This is a genomic window from Hymenobacter segetis, from assembly GCF_054776495.1.
In genome coordinates this window covers 495,356-512,010 of sequence record NZ_BAAHBV010000003.1, presented here as the reverse complement: position 1 = coordinate 512,010, position 16,655 = coordinate 495,356, and the positions used below count along the sequence as shown (strand labels likewise).

Genomic DNA, 16,655 nt, shown 5'->3' with positions numbered 1-16,655 from the left:
TAGCCTAGTGGCCTGCCCGGGCCTTCCACAACTCCCGGAACGACGGCCCGGCGATGTGCAGGCTCTCGCGCCGTTTGCTCCAGCCCACCTGGCCCAGCAGGCGTCCTAGACTCCAGTCTTTCAGCTTCACGGGCAGCAAATCCAGCGCCCAGCGGTGCTGCATGCTCCACTTCCAGAGGCCGATGGCGAGTTTTTCCTCGGTGGGCGCGTAGCCTTCCTGCACGCTCTGCTGGCGGTTGAGCAGCAATAGGTTGTGCAGCGGAATGCGAACTGGGCATACGCTGGTGCAGGCTCCGCACAGGCTGCTGGCGTAGCTCAGGTGCTTGTGCTCGGGCAGGCCCGAAAGGTGGGGACTGATGACCGAGCCGATGGGGCCGGAATACGTGGTTTCGTAGGTGTGGCCGCCGATGTTCTTGTACACCGGGCACACGTTCAGGCAGGCCCCGCAGCGGATGCAGCGCAGGGCTGCCCGCTTGTCGGGCTGGGCCAGCAGGTTGGTGCGGCCGTTATCTAGCAGAATCACCACCATTTCCTCCGGGCCGTCCACCTCGCCGGGCTGGCGCGGGCCGAAATAAACCGTGTTGTAAACCGTGACCTGCTGCCCCGTGCCGCTGGTGCTGAGCAGGGGCCAGAACAAATCCAAATCCGTGAGCTGCGGAATGACTTTCTCAATACCCACCACCGCAATGTGCAGCTTGGGGAAGGTGGCCGAAAGGCGGGCGTTGCCTTCGTTCTCCGTCACGGCCACGGCTCCTTCTTTGGCAATGAGGAAGTTGCCGCCGGTAACGCCCACTTCGGCGGCGGTGTACTTATTGCGCAGCAGGTGGCGGGCCGTGAGCACGAGCTTCTGGGCATCGTCGGTGCTTTCGGTGCCGAGGTGCTTCACGAAAATATCGTTGATGTCGGCCTTGCTCAGGTGCATGGCCGGCGTCACAATGTGGTAGGGCCGCTCGCCATTGAGCTGCACAATGTACTCGCCCAAATCGGTTTCCACCGACTCGATGCCCTGCGTGGCGAGGTACTTGTTGAGGTGAATTTCTTCGGTGGTCATGCTCTTGGCCTTCACCACAGTTTTGGTGTTGCGCGCCTTAGTCAGCTTGCCGATTTCGGCCAGCGCCTCGGCGGCATCACGCGCCCAGATTACGCGCCCGCCCCGCGCCGTGAAGGCCGCCTCGAACTGCAGGAGGTACTCGTCCAGCTTTTCCAGCACGGTGGCTTTGAGGTAAGCGCCGCGGTCGCGGGCCAGCTCGTGCTGGTCGTAGAGCTTCATGCCCGCGCTCACGGCCGCGTCGTACTTGCCGATGTTGAAGCGGATTTTGCGGCGGTGCTCGCGGTCGAAGGCTTTCTTCTCGGCGTCGAGCTGAAACTGGCTGGCTTTGGTGGCGGTGGTCATGGCAAATCAGGGCTTGTTGGAGTCAACCACGATGCGCTGCTCGCGGTTGGCCAGCGCCCAGGCGGTGTGGAACACCAGCTGCGCGCGTTCCGCCAATTTATCGAATTCTATCTTCTCCACGTCATCCGTGACCTTGTGGTAGTCGACGTGCTCGCCGGTGGTGTAGAAGATGACCGGGATTTTGCGCCGCGCAAAGTTGTAGTGGTCCGAGCGGTAGTAGATGTGCTCCGGCTCGCCGGGAATGTTGAAGTGGTAGTCCAGCTCCAGGTGCGTGTAGTCGCGGTTGGCCGCCTCGTTGATGGCGTGCAGCTCCGACGACAACTTATCCGAACCCACGATGCACACAAAATGCCGCTTGGCGCTGTGCTTGCGGTCGGTGCGCCCCACCATATCGATGTTAAGGTCGGCAATGGTATTAGCCAGCGGGAACACAGGATGCGCCGTGTAGTATTCCGAGCCGAAAAGGCCCTCTTCCTCCGCCGTCATCAGCACAAACAGGATGCTGCGGCGCGGGCCGTGCCCGTCCTTCTTCGCCTGCGCAAACGCCTTCGCCAGTGCCATCACCGCCACCGTGCCCGAACCGTCATCATCGGCCCCGTTATATACCGTGTCATGCTTCACGCCCAAATGGTCGTAGTGGGCCGAAACCACCAGCACCTCATCCTTTTTATCCGAGCCTTCCAGAAAGCCCAGCACGTTCTCCGTGGTGAGCGGCTGCTGGTTTTGTGGCAAATAAATGGTCGCCACCGGAGGCTGAAAGCCCGCCGGAACTGGCCGCCCGGCGCGGCCCAGCGCCCGCACGTAGTCAAGCAGCCCGTTTATGCTGGTGCCCGCCATTGCCAGCCCCAATTCCTGCGAGGTGAAATACACGCCGATGCCCGGCGGGATATTTTCAGCCACCGTGTCGATAATTTCCGGGCCGGGGTCGGGCAGCGAAAATGCTGCTTCGCGCAGTGATTCGCCCAGCTCGCTCGTCTGCTTCTGGAAAGTCAGGGACGGGGCAAACGTCATCAGGAAAATGCTGCGCGCCCCGTGGGCTTTGGCCAGCGCCGCCTTGCGCAGGCCCGAATCCCAGTAATCATCCTTGCGGCCCAGCGGCTTCAGCAGCTTGCGGCCGCGCTCGTCCTGCGGCTCGCCCATGATGACCACCACGTCCTTGCCATTCACATCCAAGCCTGCGTAGTCCGAATACGCCCCCTGCTCCACCCCAAACCCCGCAAAAACCGGCTGCGAAGTCGTTTCGGTGAGAAAGGGTGACGGCATCGGCCCGTAGCTGAACCAATCGCTCAGGTACTCGTAGCGCTGTGCGCCCACTTTCAGGTAGCCGCCCGGCGCATAGAGGCTGTGCGTCAGCTGGAAATGCTGCAAATACGGGTTGTCGCTACCCGCCACCGGCCCTTGCAGGCCGAGTTCCGCAAACTGCTTCTGCAGATAATCCGCCGCCAGCTTCTGGCCCGGCTGGCCCGCCTCGCGTCCTTGGAACGCATCCGAAGCCACTACCGTGAGGTGAGTGCGCAAGTCGGCGGGCTGGATGAGGGCGGCGTAGGTTTGGGATATGTCCGGCGCGGCGGGGGTAGCGGGTGCGCCCTTGGTTTTTACCTTGATTTTGGTGGGCGCAGTTTGGGCGGCGGCGGGTAGAGCGCTAGCTAGCAGCAGGGCCGCCAGCGCGTACATTTTCAGCATGGAGGAAGGAGGAATGTGGGCGGGAGTAAGAAAAAATGAAAACGTCTGTCATCCTGAGCACAGCGAAGGACCTTATCACGCTTGAAGGGCTGGCAGTAAACAGACTGCTATTTATTCAGACGCGATAAGGTCCTTCGCTGTGCTCAGGATGACAGACGAATTGGATGACGACTGTTTAATCTACGGCTTATTCGAGTCAACGACAATGCGGCCGTCGCGGTTGGCCAACTCCCAGGCGGTGTGGAACACCAGCCGTGCCCGCTTCTCCATTTTATCGAACTGAATTTTCTCGATTTCGTCGCTCTGCTGGTGATAATCAGCGTGTACGCCGTTGAAGAAAAATGCCACTGGCACCTTGTTCACGGCGAAGTTGTAGTGGTCGGAGCGGTAGTAGAAGCGGTTCGGGTCGGCGGGGTCGTCGAAGCGGTAGTCCAGGTCAATGGGGTCGTACTGCTTGTTTTCGGCTTCCAGAATTACGCGCAGCTCCGAGGCCAGCTTGTCCGAGCCGATTACGTACACGTAGTCGGGCTTGCCCTCGTGCTCCACGTCGGTCCGGCCAATCATGTCCACGTTCAAGTCCGCTTCGGTGCTGGCCAGCGGGAAGATGGGGTGCTTGGAATAATATTCCGAGCCAAACAAACCCTTTTCCTCGCCCGTCACGCTCAGGAACAGCAAGCTGCGGCGCGGGCCGTGGCCTTCCTTCTTGGCCTTGGCAAAAGCCTCCGCCATCGTGATAATGGCTGTGGTGCCCGAGCCATCATCATCGGCCCCGTTAAAAACCTGGCCCTCGTGCTTGCCGAGGTGGTCGTGGTGGGCCGAAATCACGATGACATCTTCCTTCTTATCGGTGCCTTCGATGAAGCCCAGCACGTTCTGCGTGTCGAGCTTTTCGCGCTTGCGCTCGGCTTTAATCTGCATCGGCACCACGTTGAAAGTAGCGGCTACCGGCTGCTTGGTCGAGTTGATTTTGCCCAGATACGTCTGCATCGCCGCATCATTGGTGCCCAGCACGGCCAGGCCCACGGCCGGCGAGATAAAGAACGACGGCGCCCGGCCGGGCTTGTCGTTGCCCACCATCACCATCGACGGGCGCGAGATAAATGGGGCCATGCGCGCCGTTTGCTTGGCGAAGTTGCTGGTGGGGTTGAAGCTCACGAAAAATACCGTGCGGGCACCCTTTTGGGCCGCCAGTTGGGCCTTGCCCCGGTAGTCGGTGCCCCACTTGGTGGGCGAGCCGTCGGCGCTGAGCAGGGCTTTGCCACCGTCGCCGGTGGGCTCGCCCATCAGCACCAGAATGTCCTTGCCCTTCACGTCCACATTGGCGTAGTCGGAATAGCCGGGTTGCTCAATGCCATAGCCCACAAAAACCGGCTTCACGCTGGTTTCCTGGCCGAACGGCGAATCGCCCAGACCATAGAAATCCGTCAGCCATTCGTAGCTCGTGCTGCCCACTTTCAGGGTATTGCCGTCGGCCCAGGTCACCTGCTCCACATCAAAATGCTGCTGGTAAGGGTCGGTGCCGGTGGTTACCGGGCCGGTCAGGCCGGCCTCTTTGAACTGCTTGGCTACGTAGTCGGCGGCCATGTGCTGGCCTTTTTGGCCGGTTTCGCGGCCTTCATACTCGTCCGATGCCAGCACGGCTAGGTGCGTGCGCAGGCGTTCGGCGGTTACCTGGTCGGCGTATTTCACGCTCCAGTCTTTTCCGGCGGTTTCGCCGGCCTTGGTTTTGATTTTGGTCGTGGTGGCGGCCTTGGATTTCACCTTAACCTTGCCCTGGGCGTGAGCCGGGGCGGCGCTGGCCAGCGCGAGAAAAGCCAGCAGGAGAGGGGTTTGCTTCATTGTATTAGTATGGTGGGAAATTTAGAACGATGTAGAGACGCATAATTGCGTCTCGTCGTTGAACGGCAAACGTATTCAACGGTGCGGGGCTGTAGAGACGCAATTATGCGTCTCTACAGCCCTTTCTGAATCAGCACGCTGGCGTAGGCGGCCACGCCTTCCTGCCGGCCCACAAAACCCAGTTTTTCGGTGGTGGTTGCTTTGATGGAAATGTCCTCTTCCGCGATGCCCATCACGGCGGCCAGCACGCGCTGCATTTCCGGAATGTGTGGGTTCACCTTGGGGCGCTCCAGGCAGATGGTCGAGTCGATGTTGCTTACCTCATAGCCGCGCTCGCGCAGCAGGCGCATCACGCCGGAAAGCAGTTTTTTCGAGTCGATGCCCTTGTACTGCGGGTCGGTGTCGGGGAAGTGGAAGCCGATGTCGCGCAGGTTGGCCGCGCCCAAAAGCGCGTCGCAAATGACGTGGATGAGCACGTCGGCATCGGAGTGGCCGAGGGCGCCGTGGGTGTGCGGCACCTCAATGCCGCCGAGCCAGAAGGGCAGCCCTTCTTTCAATTGGTGAACGTCGTAGCCGAAGCCGGTCCGGATTTTCATAAGCGCGAATGCAAGCGGGCCACCGCGGCCCGGCGCAAAAGTACCCGCGCCCGGCACTTCCGCCGCGCGGTAGGCTTGAGCTTAGGTCACAAATAAATAATCTGATTTGGGAATACTATTAAACTAAATTTATTAGCTTTGTATTACCAATTAAATTAGTTAGTCATGCAAGGGGCTGAATACTTTTTTTCGCATTGGGCTAAAGTAAACGGGAGCCATGCGCGTCTGGCTACGCGCAAAAAGGCCTTGCACTGGTTGCAGACCGTAAAAATGCGTTGGAAACTTTGAGCACGTTAAAAGTTTCCATTGTATCTTTGCGGCGCTAGTTATGGAAATCAAAGACCGAATCCTCAATCACGCCCAGCAGCTTTTCATGCGCAACGGCATCAAAAGCGTGAGCATGGACGACATCGCCGCCGACCTGGCCATGTCAAAAAAGACCCTCTACAAGTGGTTCGAAAACAAGGACCAGATTGTGGAAGCCTCCATGAGTCGCCACCTCGACGGCACCCAGAACGAGTGCAAGGTGATGATAAAAGCCGCCTCCTCGGCCATCGACGAACTGTTTCAGATGCTGACTTGGATTAAGCAGGAGTTTGGCAACGTCCACCCCAGCATTTTCTACGACCTCCGCAAGTTTCATCCCACCACCTGGCAGCTCTGGCAGGCCCACAAGCACGAGTTCATCCTTACCCAAATCAAGGAAAACCTGCGTCGGGGCATCGAAGAAGGCCTTTTTCAGGCCGACCTCGACATGGAAGTGCTGGCCCGCCTGCGCCTGGCCCAGATTGAGCTGCAGTTCGACCCAGAACTGTTCCCGCCCCGCGACTTTGCCAAGGAGCGCGTGTCGGTGGCGCTGCTAGAGCACTTCATGCTCGGTGTGGCCACGCTGAAGGGCCACCGGCTCATCAACCAGTACCGCAACGTCACCGACGAAGAATAACCCCCCGCTTTTCCCCGCTTACCCGTTTTCTTTTTTGCTGTTTTTATGAACACGCTGTTACGAACCAGATTCCTGCTGGTGGCCGCCCTGAGCGCGGCCGTGCCCCAGGCGCTGCTTGCCCAAACCCGGCCCAACGCGGCGTTGGTGACCACGCCCACGGCCGGCACCATGCCCCTGAGCCTGCAACAGGCCATCAGCTACGCCGTGCAGAATAAGCCCTCGCTGCTGTCCACCCGCCTGGGCGAGGCCACGGCGGCCGCCAAAGTTGGCGAAATCAAGAGCGCCGGCCTGCCGCAGGTGAACGTGGCCGCCACGGTGTCGGACAACTTCAAGCTGCAAAAAAGCCTGGTCGATTTCTCGGCCCTCGGCGGCGGCTCCTCGGCCACGCCGCTCACGGCGGCCGATATTGCCGCTGCCCAGTCGGGCCAGACGGTGAATATTAAGCCCATCACGCTGCCCAGCACGCCGCAGCCGCCGTCGGCCTTCGCCTTCGGCCTGCAATACGCCGGCAACGCCAGCGCCTCGGTATCGCAGTTGCTGTTTGATGGCGCGTATCTGATTGGTTTGAAAGCCGCTAAGGTTTACACCGAGCTGGCGCAGAAGCAAACCCAGCAAGCCGAAATTGACGTGGTGGAGCAGGTGAGCAAGGCCTATTACAGCACGCTGGTGGCCCGCTCGCGTCTCGCCCTACTGGCCCGCAACGTGCAGCGCCTCGACACCGTGCTGTTTCAAACCAACCAGACCTTCAAGGCTGGTTTTGCTGAAAAGCTCGACGTGGACCGCCTGCGCGTGCAGCGCAACAACCTGGTGGTGGAGCAGCAGAAAGCCCAGCGCCTCACCGAGTTGAGCGTGGCCCTGCTCAAGTTTCAGATGGGTCTGCCGCAGCAGCAGGCCGTGCAGCTCACCGACTCGCTCGGCGCGGCCGTGGTGGATGCCGGTGCCCTGCGCCAGCGCCTCGGCGCGGCCAGCCTGACGAATGGTGGCGCGGGCCTGGATGCCGTACCCACCGCACCCGTGGCCCCCGGCCAGACCGATGTCGCCGCCCAAAACCGGCTCGACCAGCAGAATGCCCTCTCCGGCGGCCGGCCGATAGCCGCGCTGGGTGCCCTGAACTACAACAACCGTATCGAATTCTCGACCCTCGAAACGCAGCAGGCCTTGGCTGGCCTCGACCTGCGTAACCGCCAGGCCGGCGCATATCCGCGCCTCGTGCTCACGGGAGCTTACGGTTTCACCGGCTCAGCCAAAACGCCGGGTGATTTGTTCGCCTTCCGCGGTCCGGACTCGCGCAACAGCAACGGCTTTGCCAACCAGAACTGGTTCGGTTTCGGCAACGTGGGCCTGAGCTTGCAGGTACCGGTGTTCGACGGCTTCCGCCGCAAATACCTAGTGCAGCAAAGCCGCTTGCAGCAGCAAACCATCGAGAAGGGTTTCGAAACACTGAAGCAAAGCATTGACTTGCAGGACGCCCAGAGCCGCACCACGCTCATCAACGCCCTCGACGTGCTGGACAACCAGAAAGCCAACCTCGACCTGGCCACCGACGTGGCCCGCGTCACCCGCATCAAGTTCAACGCCGGCGTAGGCTCCAACCTGGAGGTGATTACGGCTGAAACCGACCTGCGCTCGGCTCAGACCAACTACTACGGTGCCATCTACGACGTGCTGGTGGCGAAAGTCGACCGTGACAAAGCGACTGGTGAGCTGTTTAACCAGGTTAAAAAATAACGAGTAGGGGCGGGGCCTGTCCCCGCCCGGCGTTCGCGCCATCTCAACGATTTCGTTCAACGACGGGCGGGGGCAGGCCCCGCCCCTACGCTCAAAATACCCCGCTTACCCATGCGTTTCTCCTCAACCCAACCCGCCGCGTTGTTTCTCGCCGGCACCCTGCTGCTCGCCTCCTGCGGCGGCTCTTCTAATAAGGACCCCAAAGCCCAGCTCGAAAAGCTAAAAAGCGAGCAGGCCGCCACGCAGGCTAAAATTGCCGAGCTGGAAGCCAAAACCGGTGGCCCGGCCACTGTGGCCCCCACGCCGGTTTCGGTGATGAACGCCAAGCCCGAGAGCTTCAAAAGCTACCTCGAAGTGCAGGGCCGCGTCGATTTTGACCAGAACGCTACCGTGGGTGCCCGCGCCGCCGGCTCGCTCACCAGCATCCGCGTGCAGCGCGGCGACCGTGTGAGCAAAGGCCAGGTGCTGGCTACCATCGATGCCAGCATCCTCGATGCGAACGCCGCCGAGCTGCGCACCCGCATGGACCTCGCCAAGACGGTGTACGAGAAGCAGAAGAGCCTCTGGGACCAGCAGATTGGCACCGAAATCCAGTACCTGCAAGCCAAGAACAACTACCAGGCCCTGCAACGCAACCTGGCCACCCTCAACCAGCAGCGCGCTCTATACAGTGTAGTGGCCCCGTTCTCGGGCACCGTGGATGAGGTACTGCCCAAGCTGGGCGAAATCACCGCGCCCGGCGCGCCGGTGGTGCGCCTGACCAGCGGCACCGGCGGCAAAATCCTGGCCGATGTATCGGAAGCCTACGGCAACAGCATCAAGGCCGGCGACAACGCCGTGGTAACCATCCCAGACTTGGGCGACGAGGAAATGCCCGCCACCGTGCGCGTGGTGAGCCGGAGCATCAACGCCACCAGCCGCACCTTCACCGTGGAGCTGCGCCTGAAAAGCGCCAAAGCCGCCAACCTGCGCCCCAACATGGTGGCCACGGTGCGCATCCAGAACTACAACGCGACCAACGCCACGGTTATCCCGGTTGATATCGTGCAGCACGACGAGGAAAACAGCTACGTGTACGTGGTGGCCCAGGAGGGCGGCAAGGCCGTGGCCAAGAAGCGCGTCATCAAAACCGGCAACACCTACAACGGCAAAGTAGAGGTGACCAGCGGCCTCACCGCCGAAGACCAGATTATCTCAGGCGGCTACCAGAACCTGAACGAAGGCCAGAAAGTGGCCGTGCAGGGCGCGTAGAGACGCAATTATTTCTCAAGCTTTTAGAGAAGAAACCATGCAGGACATCGAAAAAGAATTTGGCCCAACCAGTTGGTCCATTAATAACAAGACCAGCATTTACATCATCACGGTGCTGCTGTGCGTGGCGGGCATTTTTGCCTACATCAAGCTCGGCAAGGAGAAATTTCCCGACATCGTGATTCCGCGCATCATCGTGGCCACGGTGTACCCCGGCACCTCGCCCACCGACATCGAAAACCTCGTCACGCGCCAGCTCGAAAAGGAGATTAAATCCGTGAACGGGGTGAAGCACATCAACTCCACCTCGAACCAGGATTATTGCATCGTGGACGTGGAATTCACATCCGGCGTGGACGTGCAGGCCGCCAAGCAGCTCATCAAGGATGCCGTAGACAAGGCCAGCACCGAGCTGCCCAACGACCTGCCGAGCGCGCCGCTGGTGAAGGAAATCAACATTTCCGAGCAGCCCATCATGTTCGTCAACCTGGCCGGCAACCTCCCCGCCGCCCAACTCAAGAAGTTCGCTGACGACTTCCAGGACAAGATTGAGGCCCTGCCCGAAATCACCCGCGTGGATATCGTGGGTGCTCTCGACCAGCAGGTGAACGTGGACGTGGACCTGAACAAGCTCCGCGCCTCGCGCCTGGGCTTCACGGACATTTCCCGCGCCATCAGCGGCGAAAACCTCACCATCTCGGGCGGCTCCATCGACGTAGGCGGCCAGAAACGTGCCGTGCGCGTGGCCGGCCAGTACGTCCGGGCCGCCGACATTGCCGACATCCAGATTAAGAACCTGAACGGCTCGCCCGTGCGCCTCGGCGACATCGCCACCGTCACCGACGGCTTCAAGGACCGTGAAAGCTATGCCCGCCTCGACGGCAAGCCCGCCATTACCCTGAACGTGGTGAAGCGCCAGGGCGAAAACCTGATTGACGCATCGGACAAAATCAAGGCCCTGATTGAAGAATCGAAAGCTAGCCTGCCCAAGGAGTTGACCATCACCGTAACCGGCGATACCTCCAACGACACCCGCGTCACGCTCCACGACCTCATCAACACCATCATCATCGGCTTCCTGCTGGTGACGCTGATTCTGATGTTCTTCATGGGCACCACCAACGCCCTATTTGTGGGCCTCTCGGTGCCGATTTCGATGTTCCTGGCCTTCCTTGTCATCCCCGTGTTCGGCTTCACGCTGAACATGATTGTGCTCTTCGCCTTCCTGCTGGCCCTCGGTATCGTGGTCGATGACGCCATCGTGGTAATCGAAAACACCCACCGCCTCCTCCACGAGCACCCCAACCTGACCACGCCGAAAGCCGCCAAATTCGCCGCCGGCGAGGTATTCGTGCCAGTATTGGCCGGTACCCTGACCACGGTGGCGCCGTTCGTGCCACTGCTGTTCTGGCCCGGCATCGTGGGCTCGTTCATGTACTACCTGCCCGTGACGCTCATCATCACGCTGATGGCTTCGTTGGTCGTGGCTTTCATCATGAACCCGGTGTTCGCCGTGAGCTTCATGGAGCGCGAAGAACATTTTGAGGAGGATTTGCACAGCAAGCCCAAGCTCACCCGCAATTTCATGATTGCCATGGGCGTGCTTTTGCTGATTGCTATCATCGGCTACGTGTCGCACTCGACTTTCGTGGGCAACCTGTCCATCACGGTTATCCTGCTTTGCTTCCTCGATAAGTTCGTGTTTGTGAAGATGATTGCCTGGTTCCAGACGCGCGCCCTGCCGCGTTTCCAGAACGGCTACGCCAACCTCGTGCGCTGGGCCATCGGCCACCCGGTTCTGGTGATGGTGGGTGTGTTCCTGCTGTTCATCGGCTCGTTTGTGGCCGTGGGCATCCGCAAGCCCCAGGTTGCTTTCTTCCCCAAAGGCGACCCCAAGTTCATCTACACTTACCTGAAAATGCCCGTCGGCACCCGCGTAGCCGTCACCGATTCGATTACCAAAGTATTGGAAAAGCGCATCTACGGCGTAATCGGCGAGCATAACCACGACGTGGAATCGGTGATTACCAACGTTGCCATCGGTGCCGGCGACCCCGGCGAAGCTACCGCCGCCGGCGTGTCGCAGTCGCACATGGGCAAAGTCGGCGTGGCCTTCAAAGAGCTCAGCGAGCGTACCGGCCCGGCCACCCACACCTACATGGATAAAATCCGCGAAGTGGTGAAAGGCATTCCCGGCGCTGAAGTATCGGTGGACCAGGAAGCCAGCGGCCCGCCTACGGGCAAGGAAATCGCCATCGAGCTAGCCGGCGACGACTACCCCAAACTGGCTGCCCTCTCGAAAAAGATGATTCGCTACGTCGACTCGCTGAAAATCGGCGGCGTCGAGCAACTGCGCTCCAACCTCGAAGACCGCAACCCCGAAATCGCCGTCAACATCAACCGCACCCGCGCCAACCGCGAAGGCATCAGCACCGGCCAGATTGGCCTGGAAGTCCGCACCGCCATCTACGGCACCGAGGCCAGCAAATTCAAAACGGCCGACGACGAATACCCCATTCAGGTGCGCTACGCCAAGCCCTACCGCGACGACGTGGACGCCGTAATCAACGCTCCGCTCACCTTCCGCGACGCTACCGGCGCTGTACGCCAAGTGCCCATCTCGTCGGTGGCCGATGTCACCTACGGCAGCACCTACGGCGGCATCAAGCGCAAAGACACCAAGCGCATCATCACCATCAGCTCGAACGTGCTGGGCGGCTACACCGGCCCCGACGTGGTGCGCAACATCCAGACGGCCCTCAAGTCGTTCCCGCTGCCCCCCGGCTACACCATCAACATGGGCGGCGCTCAGGAAAACCAGAAAGAAACCAGCGACTTCCTGCCGCTGGCTGGCATCGGCGCACTGGGCCTCATCTTCCTGATTCTCGTCACGCAGTTCAACTCGTTCAGCAAGCCGGTCATCATCCTCTCCGAAGTGCTGTTCTCCATCGCCGGCGTGTTCTGGGGCTTGGCCATCACGGGTCAGAGCGTCAGCATCGTGATGACGGGCGTGGGCATCATCGCCCTGGCCGGTATCGTAGTGAAAAACGGGATTCTACTGGTCGAATTCATGGACATGCTGCGGGCGCAGGGCATGCCGCTGCGCGAGGCCATCGTGCTGGCCGGCCGCACCCGTCTCAACCCGGTTATCCTCACGGCCACGGCCGCCACGCTGGGCCTCATCCCGCTGGCCATTGGTCTGAACATCGACTTCTACGAGCTGTTCAACTCCGGCAACGCCCACTTCTTCATCGGCGGCGAGTCGGTAACGTTCTGGGGCCCGCTGGCCTGGACCATTATTTTCGGTCTGGTGTTCGCCACGGGCATCACCCTGCTGGTCGTGCCAGTTATGTATTTGCTGAGCGAATCGCTGAAGGGAAAAATTTCCGGAAAAAACCCCGACAACGTTGCAACCATTTCCGAGGAGGTGGACTCTGAAGAAATACAGGCGGCTACGCCGGCTGTACTAGCCTAACGTTTCTGGCGTTGGTGCCCGCTGGTCGGCTGTTGTTGCAGCAGCGGCCGCCGGTGGGCACTTTCCCCCGCCGCCGCGGGGCGCTATTGAAACCAAGCACCAGCCCTTGCCTCACCATCTTTTTCCGCAACTCTATTATGTACGTATCCACCATTAGCTCCACGCACACACCTACTATCGAGCAGCAGGTATTCCGCATTATCAGCAAGCGCAAGGCCATCCGGGCCAGCCGCGTGCGCAAAACCGCCAGCCTCGCCCGCGACCTGCGCTTCGAAACCCTCGACGTAGTAGATATTATTCTGGAACTGGAGCGCAACTTCAGCATCACCATCCCCGACGAAGTGCCGCTCTACACCGTGGGCGACTTCGTTCGCTTCGTGCGCGACCACGCCGCCGCCGCCTAGCATTATTATACCCGTAAAAAAAGCCCCCGCAACTCAGGTTGCGGGGGCTTTTTTGTTTCTGGCTGCTGTGCCGCTTAACGTACGTTGCCGCCGGTATCGGTGGCCGTGGTGCTGGGCTCACGGCTGCTGTCGGTGGTATTGGCGGCTATGCTGCCGGTGCCGGCGTGCTTAGCCGATTCTTCGGCTACGTGCGCGGTGGGAGCAGCCGGGTCGTTGGAATGCGAGGGCTGGGCGGCAGGAGTCGCCGTTTTCGGCGTCAGGCCGCTGGCGGTGTTGGTAACGTCCGTGGCGCTGGTTTTCACCTCGGCGGGGCGGGTCAGCTCCCACTCGTGAAACTTGTCCATCTCGCCCTTTAGCGTGGTCGAGAACCAGGCTACCAGGGCCACGTCATCGAGCAAGCCCAGCACCGGAATGAAGTCCGGAATCAGGTCAATCGGGCTCAGGAAGTAGATGAGCACGGCTACAGCGGCTGCCACCGTGGTGCCGGGCACACCCGTGTACTCACCCGACATCGACGCCTTAATGAGCCGGAACATGGTCTGGAGGGTTTCCCAGGCTTCGTGGGCCAGCGTGCCCACGTCGTTCTTCTCGCTGGCCTTTTTATAGGCATCGGTCAGCAACGACTTCATGCGCGTGGGCTGCTTGATGTAGCCCTCGGCGGTATTCAGAAACTTCTTGAAAATAGCGGAACCAGCAACGTCGTTGCTGCTCGGCGGGGTTTGTTGGTTTTGAGTCACGGAATGCGGAGGTTAAAAAAGACGAAAGAATTGAAGGACAAGCACCGCTCATCTAAGCTTGAATACTACATTACGGAACCTAAGGTTATGAAAAAGCCGTGCATTAGCCTCCCCAAACGCTAGAATAACCGGCTTGTTTCGATGTTCTACGCACAATAATCGCCCCGCTCGAAAAGCCATTACAAAACAACGGCCTGCTTCGATAAAGAAACAGGCCGTTGCCCAGCATAGATTTCGAATGCCAGCCTATTCAAACACCTTAACTACGAATACATAGTCCTGCAGCTTCCGGAGCTGCTGGGGCCGCCCGGTGCCGGCCAGCTGGCCGAAGCGAGGCAAATGGTAGGGGTAGGTAGTAGCCGATTTAGCTGCGGCCAGCGAATCAACGAGCCGTACGAGGTACGACGACTTGGTAGCGAAGGCGGCGCTCTGTGCGTCGTTCTGCCGGCCGCTCACCACGCCAATCAGGTTGCCGCGCTCATCGAGCAGCGGGCCGCCCGAGTTGCCCGGGTTCACCGGAATGCTCACCTGGTAAAAGGCGGTATCGCCCTCAAAGCCTGAGCGGGCGCTCAGCGAGCCTTCGCCATAAACTACATCCTCACGCGGGTAGCCGAGGGTGAACACCCGCTCGCCCAAATCGGCCTGGCCCGACTTCACCGCATAAGGCAGGCGGCCGAAACCGGTGAATTTCTTGTCGGTAATGCGCAGGATGGCGAGGTCGTGCTTGATGTCCGAATACACCGGCTCGGCGTGGTAGCGCTGGTGGTTGCGGCCTTCAATTAGCAGCGAATCAGCACCCTGAATAACGTGGTAGCTGGTCACCAAATAGCCTTCCGAGGTAAGCGCGAAGCCCGTGCCGCTGAACTTGCTCACCGGGGCCAGCGGCGGCGTGGCGCTGCCATCAATACGCTTGATAGTGCTGTTCAGCACCTTCTGGTTGTGCTTGAGGTTGTTTATATCGCGGCGAAGCGCTTGGTAGCTGGCCGGAACAGGCAGGTGGGAAGTTTTCCACAAATCCAAGCCCAAAAGCGTGGCAAACACCGCCATCACGGCTACCGAGGCGGCTACGCCCACGGTGGCGCGGTGCCCGCTCCAGAATTCGCGGAGCTTGCGCTCGGTGCGCGAAATGCGCAGCATCGGGTGCACGGTGTGGGTGAGGCCGGTGGCGGGCAGGGCAATTTCTTCGGGGGCATCGGCGGCCAGCATGGCGGCGTGAATGCCGCGCAGCTGCTGTCGGGCCTGCTGGCGCTGCCCGTAGGCCCGCAGCGTGCCGGTCATCTCGGTGAAGTCGGCATAGCGCAGGGCCAGGGCCGGGTCAGCTGCCAGGCGCGCTTCGAGGTTGGCGCGGGCGGGCCCGGCCAACTCGCCGTTCGAGTAGGCTTCAAATAATGCGTAATAGTCTGCTTCAGTCATCATGGGTAAATGCTGCTGGCCAGGGCCGGCGGCGGTAAGCGGATGGGAGGTTCCGCCGACTATTGCCGACGGCTAACGATATCAGATAGGCTCTTCTTTATAATGGGCGAAGAATAATTTTTTCAAGCGCACCAGGCACTTGTATTTCTGGTTTTTGGCATTGTCGGCGTTGGTGTAGCCGAATTCTGCCGTGAGGTCCTGCATCGACTTATCGAGCAGGTAAAAGCCTTCCAAAAGCGAGCGGCACGGTTCGCCGAGGTGGTTCAGGGCCTCGCTCATGGTGGCGAAACGGCGGTCCTGTTCCTCAGCGGCCAGCAGGTCTTCTTCGGCTCCCGTGTTCAGGTACGGGCCGTGCTCCTCGTCGTCCAGCAAGCGCACACCGAAGCGGCTTTTGCTGGTCAGGCGCTTGAGCCACAGGCGGCGACACACGGCGTATAGGTATGTTTTAATCTGGCAGCTGAGCTCGAGGGAGCCGTCGCGTACTTTTTCATAAAACACCATCACGCCTTCCTGGTACACGTCCTGGGCATCGTCTTCGGTGCCACTGTTTTGCAGCACGAAGTGCGACACCATGGGCCAGTGCAGCCGGTAGAGGTGGGCCAGGGCCCGCTCATCGCCGCCGCGAATGGCGGCAATCAGCGCGTCGTCGGTAGGAGTCAAAGAAGAGGAAGTTGGATTGCCCCTGCTCATTCACTTTGGGAGTTAATACTGGCGAAGGCTACAAGTAACCCGCCGAAATAATTTTTTTCCGGGGCGGGTTACCTTTCCGAAAAGCGGGGATAAAGGGCGGTTTAAAAGTTAACCGTTTCCAAAATTACCCCCAAAGATGAAAAATCTGTTTAAAGCTGCTGCCCTGGGCCTCGCCCTCACCGCTGGTCTGACTTCGTGCGGCGAAAAGAAGACCGAAGAAACCACCACCGTTGAGACCCCTGCTACCGGCACGGAGACCACCACCACCACCAGCACCGACACCACCGCTATGGCTGCTCCCGCTGCTGACTCGGTTGCTCCCGCTGCTGCTCCTGCTGCTACCACCACGACTACGACCGAAGTGAAGAAGTAGTTTGCTGCTGGCCCGCGTGGCCAGCGCAAATCTTCGTCATTCGACGCCAACAGCCCGGATTTTCCTTTTGGAAAGTCCGGGCTGTTTTTTTGTGCCCGCCTGTCATTATTCCACCAGCCGCAGCAAATCG

General features: G+C 60.2%; 12 protein-coding genes and 1 pseudogene. 6 read left to right on the top strand and 7 right to left on the bottom strand.

The genetic code is table 11. The features are described 5' to 3' along the window. Positions 1 to 4: 4 nt before the first annotated feature. From ACYU70_RS19140 to ispF, 4 genes are all read right to left on the bottom strand, one after another. Positions 5 to 1,393: a LutB/LldF family L-lactate oxidation iron-sulfur protein gene (locus ACYU70_RS19140; RefSeq protein WP_342296823.1), complete on the bottom strand. Its 1,389-nt coding sequence runs from the start codon at positions 1,391 to 1,393 to the stop codon at positions 5 to 7. A 6-nt stretch (positions 1,394 to 1,399) separates the two neighbouring features. After that, a complete protein-coding gene (locus ACYU70_RS19135; protein WP_342296822.1) occupies positions 1,400 to 3,076 on the bottom strand; it encodes a M28 family peptidase in 1,677 nt (558 codons plus the stop codon). Positions 3,077 to 3,256: 180 nt separating this feature from the next. Next, positions 3,257 to 4,915, bottom strand: coding sequence for a M28 family peptidase (locus ACYU70_RS19130; protein WP_342296821.1), 1,659 nt, complete (start codon positions 4,913 to 4,915; stop codon positions 3,257 to 3,259). A gap of 113 nt (positions 4,916 to 5,028) precedes the next feature. Beyond that, positions 5,029 to 5,511: a 2-C-methyl-D-erythritol 2,4-cyclodiphosphate synthase gene (gene ispF, locus ACYU70_RS19125; protein ID WP_342296820.1), complete on the bottom strand. Its 483-nt coding sequence runs from the start codon at positions 5,509 to 5,511 to the stop codon at positions 5,029 to 5,031. A 328-nt stretch (positions 5,512 to 5,839) separates the two neighbouring features. Here ispF and ACYU70_RS19120 point away from each other — a divergent pair, with 328 nt between their 5' ends. The 5 genes from ACYU70_RS19120 (at position 5,840) to ACYU70_RS19100 (ending at position 13,312) form a co-directional block, all read left to right on the top strand. After that, the gene (locus tag ACYU70_RS19120) at positions 5,840 to 6,454 is read left to right on the top strand and encodes a TetR/AcrR family transcriptional regulator (RefSeq protein ID WP_342296818.1); all 615 of its coding nucleotides are present in this window, start codon (positions 5,840 to 5,842) and stop codon (positions 6,452 to 6,454) included. Between the two features lie 45 nt (positions 6,455 to 6,499). Beyond that, a complete protein-coding gene (locus tag ACYU70_RS19115) occupies positions 6,500 to 8,182 on the top strand; it encodes a TolC family protein (protein WP_342296816.1) in 1,683 nt (560 codons plus the stop codon). A 111-nt stretch (positions 8,183 to 8,293) separates the two neighbouring features. Then, positions 8,294 to 9,433: an efflux RND transporter periplasmic adaptor subunit gene (locus ACYU70_RS19110; protein ID WP_342296815.1), complete on the top strand. Its 1,140-nt coding sequence runs from the start codon at positions 8,294 to 8,296 to the stop codon at positions 9,431 to 9,433. A 37-nt stretch (positions 9,434 to 9,470) separates the two neighbouring features. Beyond that, positions 9,471 to 12,908, top strand: a complete 3,438-nt coding sequence (locus ACYU70_RS19105; RefSeq protein ID WP_342296814.1) for an efflux RND transporter permease subunit — start codon at positions 9,471 to 9,473, stop codon at positions 12,906 to 12,908. A 137-nt stretch (positions 12,909 to 13,045) separates the two neighbouring features. Next, on the top strand, positions 13,046 to 13,312 hold the full coding sequence (locus tag ACYU70_RS19100) for an acyl carrier protein (protein WP_342296813.1): 267 nt from the start codon (positions 13,046 to 13,048) through the stop codon (positions 13,310 to 13,312). 374 nt (positions 13,313 to 13,686) lie between these two features. On the opposite strand, the pseudogene ACYU70_RS19095 reads toward ACYU70_RS19100, so the two are convergent. From ACYU70_RS19095 to ACYU70_RS19085, 3 genes and pseudogenes are all read right to left on the bottom strand, one after another. Beyond that, a pseudogene (locus tag ACYU70_RS19095) lies at positions 13,687 to 13,848 on the bottom strand (YkvA family protein); the annotation flags it as partial. Positions 13,849 to 14,295: 447 nt separating this feature from the next. Beyond that, on the bottom strand, positions 14,296 to 15,465 hold the full coding sequence (locus ACYU70_RS19090) for a serine protease (protein WP_342296812.1): 1,170 nt from the start codon (positions 15,463 to 15,465) through the stop codon (positions 14,296 to 14,298). 78 nt (positions 15,466 to 15,543) lie between these two features. Then, positions 15,544 to 16,152 carry an RNA polymerase sigma factor gene (locus tag ACYU70_RS19085; RefSeq protein ID WP_198069360.1) on the bottom strand — a complete coding sequence of 203 codons (609 nt, stop codon included), beginning with the start codon at positions 16,150 to 16,152 and terminating at the stop codon, positions 15,544 to 15,546. A 136-nt stretch (positions 16,153 to 16,288) separates the two neighbouring features. On the opposite strand from ACYU70_RS19085, the gene ACYU70_RS19080 reads away from it, so the two are divergent. After that, positions 16,289 to 16,525, top strand: a complete 237-nt coding sequence (locus ACYU70_RS19080; protein WP_342296810.1) for a hypothetical protein — start codon at positions 16,289 to 16,291, stop codon at positions 16,523 to 16,525. Positions 16,526 to 16,655: the final 130 nt, after the last annotated feature.

Bases quoted from the DNA above. Each gene is read 5' to 3' on its own strand.
- ACYU70_RS19100 (WP_342296813.1), top strand. From the start codon at position 13,046: ATGTACGTATCCACCATTAGCTCCACGCACACACCTACTATCGAGCAG.
- ACYU70_RS19135 (WP_342296822.1), bottom strand. From the start codon at position 3,076: ATGCTGAAAATGTACGCGCTGGCGGCCCTGCTGCTAGCTAGCGCTCTA.
- ACYU70_RS19120 (WP_342296818.1), top strand. From the start codon at position 5,840: ATGGAAATCAAAGACCGAATCCTCAATCACGCCCAGCAGCTTTTCATG.
- ACYU70_RS19110 (WP_342296815.1), top strand. From the start codon at position 8,294: ATGCGTTTCTCCTCAACCCAACCCGCCGCGTTGTTTCTCGCCGGCACC.
- ACYU70_RS19115 (WP_342296816.1), top strand. From the start codon at position 6,500: ATGAACACGCTGTTACGAACCAGATTCCTGCTGGTGGCCGCCCTGAGC.
- ACYU70_RS19085 (WP_198069360.1), bottom strand. From the start codon at position 16,152: ATGAGCAGGGGCAATCCAACTTCCTCTTCTTTGACTCCTACCGACGAC.
- ispF (WP_342296820.1), bottom strand. From the start codon at position 5,511: ATGAAAATCCGGACCGGCTTCGGCTACGACGTTCACCAATTGAAAGAA.
- ACYU70_RS19140 (WP_342296823.1), bottom strand. From the start codon at position 1,393: ATGACCACCGCCACCAAAGCCAGCCAGTTTCAGCTCGACGCCGAGAAG.
- ACYU70_RS19105 (WP_342296814.1), top strand. From the start codon at position 9,471: ATGCAGGACATCGAAAAAGAATTTGGCCCAACCAGTTGGTCCATTAAT.
- ACYU70_RS19130 (WP_342296821.1), bottom strand. From the start codon at position 4,915: ATGAAGCAAACCCCTCTCCTGCTGGCTTTTCTCGCGCTGGCCAGCGCC.
- ACYU70_RS19080 (WP_342296810.1), top strand. From the start codon at position 16,289: ATGAAAAATCTGTTTAAAGCTGCTGCCCTGGGCCTCGCCCTCACCGCT.
- ACYU70_RS19090 (WP_342296812.1), bottom strand. From the start codon at position 15,465: ATGATGACTGAAGCAGACTATTACGCATTATTTGAAGCCTACTCGAAC.